Annotated in this window: 11 protein-coding genes; 2 read left to right on the top strand and 9 right to left on the bottom strand. The window is 63.0% G+C overall.

The genetic code is table 11. The features are described 5' to 3' along the window. Positions 1–471: 471 nt before the first annotated feature. Positions 472–1578, bottom strand: coding sequence for a TIGR03118 family protein (locus SB822_RS53600; RefSeq protein WP_410858646.1), 1107 nt, complete (start codon positions 1576–1578; stop codon positions 472–474). A 336-nt stretch (positions 1579–1914) separates the two neighbouring features. On the opposite strand from SB822_RS53600, the gene SB822_RS53595 reads away from it, so the two are divergent. Further along, complete coding sequence (locus tag SB822_RS53595; RefSeq protein WP_410858645.1) at positions 1915–3246, top strand: condensation protein; 1332 nt, start codon at positions 1915–1917, stop codon at positions 3244–3246. A 33-nt stretch (positions 3247–3279) separates the two neighbouring features. Here the strand turns inward: SB822_RS53595 and SB822_RS53590 are convergent, their stop codons facing one another. From SB822_RS53590 to SB822_RS53575, 4 genes are all read right to left on the bottom strand, one after another. After that, positions 3280–3678, bottom strand: a complete 399-nt coding sequence (locus SB822_RS53590; RefSeq protein WP_410858644.1) for a hypothetical protein — start codon at positions 3676–3678, stop codon at positions 3280–3282. A 76-nt stretch (positions 3679–3754) separates the two neighbouring features. Then, complete coding sequence (locus SB822_RS53585; protein WP_410858643.1) at positions 3755–4708, bottom strand: sulfonate ABC transporter substrate-binding protein; 954 nt, start codon at positions 4706–4708, stop codon at positions 3755–3757. Between the two features lie 15 nt (positions 4709–4723). After that, positions 4724–5551 (bottom strand): MetQ/NlpA family lipoprotein, encoded by an 828-nt coding sequence (locus SB822_RS53580; protein ID WP_410858642.1) that lies wholly within the window; start codon positions 5549–5551, stop codon positions 4724–4726. 376 nt (positions 5552–5927) lie between these two features. Next, positions 5928–6095, bottom strand: coding sequence for a PepSY domain-containing protein (locus SB822_RS53575; RefSeq protein ID WP_410858641.1), 168 nt, complete (start codon positions 6093–6095; stop codon positions 5928–5930). A 189-nt stretch (positions 6096–6284) separates the two neighbouring features. On the opposite strand from SB822_RS53575, the gene SB822_RS53570 reads away from it, so the two are divergent. After that, positions 6285–6536, top strand: coding sequence for a hypothetical protein (locus SB822_RS53570; RefSeq protein WP_410858640.1), 252 nt, complete (start codon positions 6285–6287; stop codon positions 6534–6536). Between the two features lie 30 nt (positions 6537–6566). Here the strand turns inward: SB822_RS53570 and SB822_RS53565 are convergent, their stop codons facing one another. The 4 genes from SB822_RS53565 to SB822_RS53550 all read right to left on the bottom strand — a co-directional run bounded on the left by SB822_RS53565 (position 6567) and on the right by SB822_RS53550 (position 11327). Then, a complete protein-coding gene (locus tag SB822_RS53565) occupies positions 6567–7322 on the bottom strand; it encodes a membrane protein (protein WP_009770232.1) in 756 nt (251 codons plus the stop codon). Positions 7323–7477: 155 nt separating this feature from the next. After that, positions 7478–8746, bottom strand: coding sequence for an ATP-binding protein (locus tag SB822_RS53560; protein WP_410858639.1), 1269 nt, complete (start codon positions 8744–8746; stop codon positions 7478–7480). 171 nt (positions 8747–8917) lie between these two features. Further along, positions 8918–9829 (bottom strand): LysR family transcriptional regulator, encoded by a 912-nt coding sequence (locus SB822_RS53555; protein WP_410858638.1) that lies wholly within the window; start codon positions 9827–9829, stop codon positions 8918–8920. A gap of 247 nt (positions 9830–10076) precedes the next feature. Then, on the bottom strand, positions 10077–11327 hold the full coding sequence (locus SB822_RS53550; protein ID WP_410858637.1) for an acyl-CoA dehydrogenase family protein: 1251 nt from the start codon (positions 11325–11327) through the stop codon (positions 10077–10079). Between the last annotated feature and the right edge of the window lie 148 nt (positions 11328–11475).

The raw sequence follows: 11475 nt of genomic DNA, 5'->3' as shown, positions 1-11475 counted from the left end.
GCGGCGGCAAAGAAAAGTAGGTGCCGCCCCGCACAGGGGCGACGCTTGAATGGCAAACACCGTAGCGCGGATGCCAGTGAAAACACCGGCAAGCAACCCAGCGTCGCGGACAACCAAAAGTAGGTGCCGCCCCGCACAGGGGCGACGCGTGAATGGCAAACACCGTAGCGCGGATGCCAGCGAAAACACCGGCAAGCAACCCGGCGTCGCGGACAACCAAAAGTAGGTGCCGCCCCGCACAGGGGCGACGCGTGAATGGCAAACACCGTAGCGCGGATGCCAGCGAAAAGACCGGCAAGCAACCCAGCGTCGTGGACAACCCAAAGTAGGTGCCGCCCTGCACAGGGCAACGCTAGCAAACCAAAAGCAAACCGCGGATGCCAACCGCAAACCCAACCCCAAACCCGCAATAGCATCCGCGCGGGGCGAAACCGCAAACCTTTTAGAGCCCGGCTCTCCGATAATCCTCGATCAATTCGCCGACGCGTCGATGCGGCCGAACACGCCCGTGGTCTTGCTCGGCCCCGCCGCATAGAACAGCGTGTTCTTCGGCTGGTTGTCGACGTCGTTGCCGAAGCTGATACCCCACAGCCCATGTTGCGTGAACGGCTGACCGTCGTGCAGCGTGAGTTTGCCAAGATCCTTCGCGCTGTTCGGATCGAACGCTTCGATCGTGCCGTCTCCAAAATTGCCGACCAGCAAATCGTTGCTCAACGTGCCGAAGTTCGCGGGTGCCTGCGCGAGGCCCCACGGCGCATTCAGCACACCGCCCATACCGGCGAACTGCTTGACGAAGTGGCCGCTGAGATCGAACTCGTCGAGCACGCCCAGTCCAGCTCCGACGACCTGCGCGTTGGCCGTCGCGTTCTGCTTCGCGTAGGTGACGAAGATGTTGTTGCCGATTGCTTGAATGCCGAACGGCGCGAAGCCTGCCGGTAGCGTCGGGTCCTTGAACTGTCCGTCGAGCTGGACCTTCGTGAACGCGGTATTGAACACGTCGATCTTGCCGTTGTGAAAGTCCGCCGCGTACAGCAGGTTCTGGCCGTTCACGGCGGCTGCCGTCAAACCTTTGTAGTTGGCGCCTGCGCTGCCGTCATCGAATGCGGTGACGGCCTGCGTCGGCAGCACTTTCGGTGACCAGGCGGCGATCGTGCCTGCGTCGGTGGCCCAGACGAAGACAGCGCTGCTGCTGTTGCCGCCGCTGCTGATGGTGAAATCCGTAGTCGAATTGAAGATGATGCCCGTCGGTCCTGCGGGGCCGTTCTTGCCATCGGGAATCGTCACGACGAGCGATTGCACGACGCCATTGCCGTCATAGAGCGTCGACTTGTGAGTCGTATTGTCCGACACCCAGAAGGTGCCCTTCGGATTGAACGCCACGCCCCAGCCGTTCTGCAGGTTCGGATCGGTATGCGCGGCGGCGGTGCTGCCGTCGGAAACCAGTGCAGTCGACGTGAACGGGCTGGTGGGCGGCGTGGGCGGCGCGGGCGAATCGTTTCCGCCGCCGCACGCCGCGAGGCCGGCTGCCAGAACGCCGGCGAGTGAAATTGCGAACAAAGGTCTATAGGTCTTCATCATCGACTTCCTCATTCGTTGTGATGCATATAAATAGGATCGCTAATAAATAGAACTGAGAGGTTCTCGGGCGATTCAAACGGTCCGTTTGAGATAGGACCTCTCTCCATAACAACTGTCGCGGGCCGCCTATTCCAACGTTTTTTGCTTATCGCGTTCGAGCGTTGCATCCAGTTCGCGCCTTCGCATGTGGCAATGCGACTTCGCAGCGCGTGCTGAAATGCGAAGCGCCCGGTGCTATTCATCAGATCATCGAAATTTCTGACGCGTTGAGGGAATAAGCGAAATTCGTCAGGCGTTCTTCGAAATACAACCGCCAACGAAACATGGAAGGACGTTATGAATTCATTAGCCGAACCCGTCATGATCCGCGCCGCGCGTTCGCTGGGTGCAATGGAAAAATTCTTTTATCTGTTGAATCAGAGTCATCCAAACCATTTCGCCATGGTTGGCGAGGTGTCGGGCGTTACACGCGTCGAGCAGTGGCAGGACGCGCTCGATCTGATCGCGCACCATTCGCCGCTCGTGTGGTCGCGCGTCGAACGGGGCAACAACGGCGCGCCCGCATTCGTGCCCGTTCCGCATGGTTCGGTCCCGATGAAAGTGGCGCGGGTTGGTTCGACGAACTGGACGGATGAAGTCGCCGCGCAAATCGCGCAACCCTTTGATGAGCTGCATCCGCCGCTGCTGCGCGCGACGCTGCTGCATGGCGAAGCACGGTCGGTCATCGTGCTCGTCGTGCATCATTCGATCGGCGACGGGTTGTCGCTGACGTCGTTGCTCGGCGATCTGCTGCGCGCGGTGGCGGGCGAAAATCTGATGCGCAGCGGCGAGACGAGGGCGCTAGAGCGGTTGATCGAACTGAAGCATGGCGCGCCGAAGCTTCCTTCGAGCGCGCCGGTGCCGTCGGATGAGCCCATGCGTGCGCCGCTGGAGATGCGGCGGCCGGACGGTTCGGCGCCGCATGTCGAGGCGCTGCGTCTGACGTCCACGATGACGCGCGCGCTGCGCGAGCGTTCAAGGGCCGAGCGTACCTCGGTTCAGTCGGCCTTGATCGCGGCGTTCACGCGGGCAATGTGCTTTCTGAATGCCGATGCGCAGAAGGAACCGCGCGTACTATCGCCCATCGATTTGCGGCGTCGATTGCTCGACGGCAGCGATCATCTTGCGATGTGTGCGAGCGGCGTCGTTCACGCCGACGACGGTCCGCGCGACGCGGGCCTGTGGAGCCGCGCGCGCCACGCCGGACAGGCGTTCGCTGATATCGAGTCGACGGAGGTACTGGCAGAGCGCGTGCTGACGGCACACGCGCTGCTCGACACTGTGAATGGAACGGCCGACGCGAAAGCCGTGTTTGCCCAGGCATTCGCGAACGATGCAGTGGTCACGAATCTGGGCGTCGTGAATCTGCCGAAGCGGTTCGGCCCGCTCACGCTCGACGCGGTCTGGGGCCCGTCGGTTTCGGTGGGTGTCGTCGATGAACAGGTGATCGGCGCGGCGACGTTCGGCGGGCAACTGCATCTGGTGCATACGAGTTATACGCCCGTGCTGGGGCTGCTCGACCAGATGGTGGTGGAAATCACGGCGGCGCTAACGGACGAAAACGCGGACGAAAACACGGACGAAAGTGAGGACGAAAGCGCGGAAGCAGGCGCGGACACCAGCGAATAGCCGTCTTCGACGTGAAGGGGAAGGGCGGCGAACTCAATCGTCGCAGCGCACGTCCTTCTTCTGCACGACGATAATCACGGGATACGTCTGGCCATGTTCGAGTTCGATGCGCGCGACGACCGACATCGTCGCGCTGTCGATCTCGTCGTACACGCTCACCTTCTCTTTGCGAAGGTTCTCTACGCCGACGCAGCCGGTTGCGCGCCCTTCGTCGTTCACGCGGCATTGGATCGGGTGTTCGGAAATGTAGCGATAGCGGTCGCGGTCGGGTGTCGCGAGGTATTCGCGCATGCTGTCAGCCGCTCCGCCGACGCCCGTCACATAGCCAATCGCGCAACTGAGGTTACCGTTCGAGCCGGAGTCCGCGGCAATCGCAGCCGTGCTCGCGACGGCGATTGCCGCCGCGAGTGTCGATGCAGGAAGGAATTTCATCGCGCAGTGTGCCTCGCAGTTTGCCTGTTACGATCGAAGTGCTGGATTGTAACGGGAACGCGCGAAACGGGTGGCGCTACGCGAGGTTCGGCGGCGCGGCCTTCAGCACGTCCACATGCTTTGGAATCAGCCCAAGCTCGAGGAACGTATCCGCAATCTGCTGCTGTTCGGCGAGGATCGCGCGCGTGATGGGCTGGGTGCCGAACTGCTGGCGCGCCACGACCACATCGACGACGGGTTTCGGCAAGCCCCACAACTGCGCGAGTTCGCTCGCCAGTTGATCCTTGTTCTGCCGGCCCCACTCATCGACCTTTCCGATTTCCTCGATCACGATGCGGATCACGTCGGCATTTTTCGCCGCATACGTCTGCGACGAAAAGTAGTACGCGCGATTGCCGACCACGCCGCTCGCATCCGCAATCACGCGAGCGCCGAGCGATTTCTCCGCTGCGGCGAAGAACGGGTCCCAGATGACCCACGCGTCGATGGAGGCACGCTCGAACGCGGCGCGCGCATCGGCGGGGGCGAGGAACACGAGGTTCACGTCGGCATATTGCAGGCCGTGCTGGCGCAGCAGCTTCACCAGAAAGTAGTGGACGTTGCTGCCTTTGTTGAGCGCGATCCGCTTTCCCTTCAGGTCGGCGACCGTGCGGATCGGCGAATTCGGCGGCACGAGCACGGCTTCGGATTGCGGCCGCGTCACCGTCGCCGCCACGTACGCGAGCGGCGCGCCCGCGGCCTGCGCGAAGATCGGTGGCGCTTCGCCGACGTCGCCGAAATCGATCGAACCGACGTTCAGCGCTTCCAGTTGCACGGGGCCCGCGGAGAACTCGGTCCAGCTCACGGATACATTGAGTGGCGCGAGCCGCTTTTCGAGCGTGCCGCGTCCCTTCAGCAGATTCAGATAACCCTTCTGATTGCCGATGCGCAGCGTGCGCGGTGAACCTTGCGCGAAGGCGGCAGGCACGGCCGCTGCCGCAGCGGCGGCGAGCGACTGTTTCAGGAACGAGCGTCGGTTAGTCATAGACATGGCGAGTGCGCGCGCTTAGTGCTGCGGTGCGCCGTCCCATGCGGGCAGCGTTGCGCCGTGATAGACGGTCAGGATCGATGAAGCGACATTGACCTGCTGATAGCTGTCGACCAGCGTCTTCACCCAGGCCGCCTTCGCATCCTTCGCATTGACCGCGATGAAGTTGCGATACGGATTGCCCGGCACCTTTTCTTGCGCGATGCGTTCCTGCGGAATCTGGATGCCTGCCTTGATTGCCCAGTCGGTGTTGACGACGGCTGCGTCCACATCGGTGATCGCGCGGCCCACGATGCCCGCGTCGAGTTCCTTGATCTGGATATGCTTCGGATTGTCCGCGATGTCGCGAGCCGTCGGCAGCAGGCCGACGTCGGGACGCAGCTTGATGAGCCCGTTGGCCTGCAACAGCAGCAGCGCGCGGCCTTCGTTGCTCGGGTCGTTCGGCACGCCGATGGTCGCGTTTTGCGGCAGCGCTTCGACCGACTTCACTTTGCGCGAATAGAGGCCGATCGGCTGCACATAGGTAAAGCCGACAGGCACGATGTCATAGTGGCGCGCGGCGATCTGCGCATCGAGATACGGCTTGTGCTGGAACGAGTTGGCGTCGAGGTCGTGTTGCGCGAGCGCCTCGTTGGGTTGCGTGTAGTCGGAGAAAGTCGTGATCTTGACCTTGATGCCATGCTTCGCCGCGTTGGCCGCGACGGCGCGCCACACGTCCTCGTCTTCGCCGGACATGATGCCGACGCGCACCGTCTGGTCCGCGGCGAGTGCCGCTTGTGCGCTCACAATCCCGCATGTCAGCAGAACGGAGAAGAGTGCGGCTTTGAGCGTCTTGGTTGTTTTCATGATTCAGAAGTCATCGGTTGAAGATGCCGAGATCGTAGAGAGCCGCTCGTGGCCGCGCAAATAATATCGAGCGCTATCGTTATCGCGGATGAGCGCAAGCGTTTTAAGGCGTTCCAGTAGCGCGTTTCGGCGGATTTCAGTCCGGCGAACGGTGGGATTGCGGGGTTCCGAAGTAGCTGAGGGCGAGCGCGGCGGCCGCTGTCGTCAGGAAGTTGCGCAGAGTGCGCGACTGCGTGAAGGATGCAAAGCGTCGAAGCTGTGCCATTGATCGCCCTCGCGCCCGGCTGTGATCGAAGCCTTCAATGTAGCGAAGGCCGTCGCGCGAGTGAACCAATCAATGTTCAGAATCAAAGCAGTTTCGGCGCTATGGGTGCCGTTAGCGGTTGCGTGTGCCGCTGGGCACGCGGCGCGCCTTGCGACGCCGCCACCACTGCCGGACGCCCGTCACGGAAAGCCCGAACAGCGCGAGGCCGCCGACGCCCAGAACAGTCATCAGCAGTGGCCCGCCGAGTTCGCCCGTATGCAGCGGATAAATCACCGACACAGCGCGCGCCCGGATCGAGCTGATCCCAGCGTTGCGCGGCGAGCACGTTGCCCGAAAAGGGATCGTTCTCAGGATTTGCCAACGAATAATGGCGTGCTGGGACGCGGTGCGCGCTCGGAAGAATGAGTAAGCAATCTTCACGGCGGCGAGTTGACCTAATATTGGGCAACAGTCACGGGAGGGCATGCGATGCCGTCAACGTCCGCCATCGCGTATGTGTTTGTTGCGCTGGTCGCGATGGGTGGTACTGCGTCGGCGCATGCGGCCCATGCCGCCGCAGCCGAAGACACCGCGGCAAGCGAACCCAAAACGCTCAAGGAACGTCTTGGCGACAAGGCAAGCGACGACCAGCGCGTCGACAACTGCAAGGTGCCCGTCGCCGAGCGGGGCAGCAAGCTGCGCCCGGACGACTGTCTGCACAGGCGCAGCGCTGCAAATTAGCGCCGCTGCGTGGGCGGCCGTATCGCGCAACTAGTGCGAAACCTTCGCTGGCCGCTGCCGGAAAAGCGTCCCGCAAACCAGAATGAACAGGACGAGCGCGATCGATGCGCCATAGCGGCTCATCGCGAGACCGCCGTTTGCGATCGGCTTATCGAGGAAATCGCCGACTACGGCGCCGAGCGGGCGCGTCAGGATGAACGCCGCCCAGAAGAGCAACGTGCGCGGCATCCGCGTCGCGTAGTGCGCGATGACGATCGCCAGCAGCAGGCCGCCGTAGATCAGCGCCGCGCCGGCATAGCCGAGACCTTCGGTGTCGGCTGTCCAGTCGCCGAGCGCGGTGCCGAGCGTCTGCGAAAACATGATCGTCACCCAGTAGAACATTTCGGCCTTCGAGGACGAAACGGTCGTGACGGACACCGACCCCATCGTCCGATACCAGACCAGCAGCGAGGCGAGCAGCAGGCCGAGCAGCAGCGCGCTGCCGCCCGCGTAGCCGATGCCCAGCGAGCGGTCGGCAAAATCGGCGAGCGTCGTGCCGACTGTGGTCGTCGCGATGATCGTGATCCAGTACAACACGGGATTGAAGCGGTCCGCCTTGATCTGCGCGGTCACGGCGACCAGAAATATGACGCCGAAGATCAGCGTGCTGACGAGATAGCCGAGGCTCATCGACATCGAAGCGGCATCGCCGCCCGTTTCGCCGAGCGTGGTAGCGGCAATCTTGATGATCCAGAACGCGAGCGTGACCTCGGGAACCTTGGCGACGGCGTTATTCAGTTTTTCCATGGCGTCGGGCGTGAAAGTGAGTGAAGGGCGCCGCGTCGAGCGTCGTGTTTCGCTGCAGCGCGGCACAAAGGCCACAGACTAGGGGGCGTCTGCTTAAGAGAGCCTTATTTCCTCTGCTTTCAACCGGGTGGAATCCGCCATGGAACCCGTGAGCGTCAATTCAGGCGGGCCTTGGGCATCGACACGATCACGCGCGCCCACAGTCCGCCTTCGGGATGATTGCCGAGCTTGAGCTTCGCGCCGCAATGCTGCGCGAGCCGGCTGACGATCGCGAGCCCGAGTCCCCAATGTTCGCCGAGTTCCATGTGTGGTTCGTCGGTTGTCTCGTTCGACGTGAAGCGCACGAACGGCTGCGTCGCCGCTGCGAGCTCGCTTTCGCTGATGCCCTTACCGTGATCGCGCACGCTCAGCATCCACGTGCGCACGCCGCGCGTCGTGCAGATTTCGATGGGCGGCGCGCCGTGCGCGAGCGCATTGCCGACCAGATTGCCGACGAGCCGCTCCAGCGCGTTGCGCGGCAGCTTGAAGTCCGCGCCTGCATTCAGGCGCAGCACGATCTTCGCGTCGTCGAGCGTGGCGCCGTGCACGAAGCGGTCGTGCAGCCATGCATCGACGCATACCTGCGCCGCCTGCGTTTCGCTGCGTCCCACGACGTCGACGAACTGACGCGCGACGTTCGAGAACAGGTCGATGTCTTCGATGAACCCCACGCGCCTGTGCCATTGCGCGACGTTCAGTGCACGGGTGCGCAAGCGGGCGACGCGCGCGTCGATCTGCCGCGAGAACGCGGCGAGCGCCGTCGACTGTTCGTCGAGCGCCCGGCTGCGGCGGCCCATCAGGTCGTTCAACGCGCGCGCGAGCACGCGCACGTCGCACACGCCGCGATCAGGCGCGCGCAGCGCGGTGCCGCCTGCGTCCGCGTTGCGCGCCATCTGCGCGAGCTCGCACAGGTTTCGCCGCATCTGGCAGAACCAGTAGGCGCACAGCGCGATCAACGCGGCAGGCAGCGACAGGATCAACGGTGCGAAGCGCGGGTCGTAAGCGTAGGAGAAGGGCGCGTCGTCCCAGCTATCGGGCGATGCGGTGTCGGTCAGCGCGAATGCGCTCATTGAAGTGGTCAATGAGGTGGACAGCGGCATGGACATCGGCGCACCGGACCACACGGCGGCGCGCAGGCTGGGCGTGACGGGCGCGCCGAGATCGACGATGCGCGGACGGATCGACAGCGTGGGGCCGATGCCCGCCGCGTCGCCCGTATCGAGGAACGTGTCTTCGCGCGCGGCGTACGACGCGCCCGCTTGCGGCGCGCTGGAAGGAAAGCCGTCAGCGGCTAAAGAAACCGACTCGATCAGCCGATAACCGACATGCACGGTAAGCAACATCGCCACCGATAACAGCACCGTTCGTGCGAACAAGGTATTCACGTCTTTCTCTACGTCGATGATTCGCTCAGGTCGCTCCGCAAGGCGCACGCGCGCCTGCGGATTCAAGCGATGATCGCCGCAACAGGCTGTTTCCAAAACGCGGAACAGCCGTGAAAAGAGGCCTTTCCTTACCAGATGTTGCTGCCGCCGTCACTGATGCGCGGCAACGTTCTACACGCCGCCTGCCTCGGCCATTTCCTTCATCAGCCGGATCACTTCGCCGCGCACCCAGCGGTTCGCCTGGTCCTGCTCGCCGCTGCGATGCCAGTACAGATGCCATTCGAGCTTCGCGAGCGCAAACGGCAGTGCGAGGATGCGCGCGTCGTAGCGTTGCAGCAACTGCACGGGCGCAGTCAGCGCGAGATCAGTGCGCAGCGCGATGAGCGGCGCGACCATGTAGTGCTGCACGCGCATCTGCAGCTGGCGGCGCTTGCCGAGCTTGTGCAATTCGGCGTCGACGAGGCCGCTGCCCTGGCGGCGGCTCGACACCTGAATGTGGCCGAGCGCGAGATAGTCGTCCATCGTCAGCGTGTCGCCTTCGAACGGATGATCGTGGCGCAGCATGCACGCGTAGCGGTCGCTGCCGAGCGGCATCTGATGCAGTTGCGGATCGTCGATGAGGGGCACGTCGATTGCGAAGTCGATCTTGCCCGTCGCGAGCGCGGCGGCCACTTCGCTGCGCGGCGTGAAATAGCATTCGATGCGCATGCCGGGTGCCTGCTGCTGCAGCACTTCGCCGAGCGCGGGCAGGAGAATCGCCTCGGTCAGGTCGGGCATGCTGAGACGGAACGTGCGCTCCGACGCGGCGGGCACGAACACGTCGCCTTCCGTTGCGCTCGTTTCCAGCAATTGCAGCGCTTCGCGCACGCGGCCGATGATGTTCTCGGACAGGGGCGTCGGCACCATGCCCGACGGCGTGCTGACGAAGAGGGGATCGTTGAACGCCTTGCGCATGCGCGCGAGGGCATTGCTGACGGCGGGCTGCGTGATGAACAGCATGTCGGCCGCGCGCGTCAGGTTGCGTTTGTCGTAGATCGCTTCGAATACGACGAAGAGGTTCAGATCGAGTTTGGGTGGACGCATCGCGGAGTTTCCTTGTCGACGGGAGTTAGCGCGTTAGCGCTTACTCCCGTCCCATGGCGTGTCGGCCGGAGTTGGCGCTTTAGCGCCTACACCGGCCCCACGGCGAGTCGAGGGAGAGTTAGCGCTTTAGCGCTTACTCCCGTCCCATGGCGTGTCGGCCGGAGTTGGCGCTTTAGCGCCTACACCGGCCCCACGGCGAGTCGACATAATAAGCGAGGGCATCGATGCGTTGCGTCCGTATGTGCATTCAGTCGCGCGGCGGCATGGTCAGATACGCGGCGGCGGCTCCCAGCGTCTCCTTGCTGTGTGCGAGTTCCATGCGCGCGATTGCCTGCAGGTGGACTTCATCGGGACCGTCCGCGTAACGCAGCGCGCGGCCCCAGGTCCAGTGATCGGCGAGCGGCGTATCGGGGCTCAGGCCCATTGCGCCGAACACCTGCATCGCGCGATCGCAGACGGCGGTGTGCAGTTGCGGAACGATCGCCTTGATCATCGAAATTTCCTTGCGCGCTGCTTTGGCGCCGACTTCGTCGATGAGCCACGCGGTCTTCAGCACGAGCAGCCTTGCCTGATCGATTTCGATGCGCGACTTTGCGATCCATTCGCCGATCGTGCCGTGCTGATGCAGATACTTGCCGAAGGTCTTGCGTTCCTGCGACCGCTCGATCATCAGTTCGAGCGCAAGTTCCGCCGCGCCGATCGAGCGCATGCAGTGATGGATGCGTCCCGGTCCGAGCCGCGCCTGGGCGAGCGCGAAACCGCTGCCTTCTTCGCCTAGCAGGTTCGTGGCGGGGACGCGCACGTTTGTGAATGTCATTTCGCAATGGCCTTCCGGTGAGATGTGGTTCATCACGGGAATGTTGCGGATGACTTTCACGCCGGGCGTTTCTGCGGGCACGAGAATCATGCTTTGTTGCTGGTGCGTTTCCGCGTCCGGGTTTGTTTTTCCCATCACGATGAAGATCTTGCAGTTCGGATGCGCGGCGTTCGTGATGAACCATTTGCGGCCGTTGATCACGTAGTCGTCGCCGTCGCGGCGGATCGATGTCGTGATGTTGGTTGCATCTGATGAGGGGACGTCGGGTTCTGTCATCGCGAAGGCTGAGCGGATTGTGCCTTCTAGTAGTGGTGTGAGCCATTGCTCCCGTTGCGCGGGTGTCGCGAACATGTGGAGCAGTTCCATGTTGCCTGTGTCGGGTGCGTTGCAGTTGAAGACTTCGGGCGCCCAGGAGATGCGGCCCATGATCTCGGCGAGCGGCGCGTATTCGAGGTTCGTCAGGGCTGTGCCGGGTTCGTCGTTCTTCAGGTGTGGCAGGAACAGGTTCCACAGGCCCTCGGATTTGGCTTTTGCTTTTAGCTCTTCCATGAAGGAGGCGGGGAAGTGGCCCGCATGCGCTTCGTCGAGCCACTGGGCGTGGCGGGGCACGATGTGCTCGTCCATGAAGGCGCGTACGCGGTGGCGGAGGGTTTCTACTTTTTGGCTGTAGCCGAAGTTCATGATGTGTTTCCTCTGTTTGGTACTTGGTACTTGGTACTTGGTACTTGGTGCGCGAGTGCTGGTGTTGGGTGTTTGCCTTTGCGCTGGCATCCGCGTATTGCCTTCGTGCTTCAAGCGTCGCCCCTGTGCGGGGCGGCACCTACTTTTC

The sequence above is a fragment of the Paraburkholderia sp. SIMBA_054 genome, assembly GCF_046534875.1.
Classification (GTDB): Bacteria; Pseudomonadota; Gammaproteobacteria; order Burkholderiales; family Burkholderiaceae; genus Paraburkholderia; species Paraburkholderia hospita.
The sequence above is the reverse complement of the archived record's forward strand: the minus strand, read 5'-3'. Positions and strand labels throughout refer to the sequence as shown.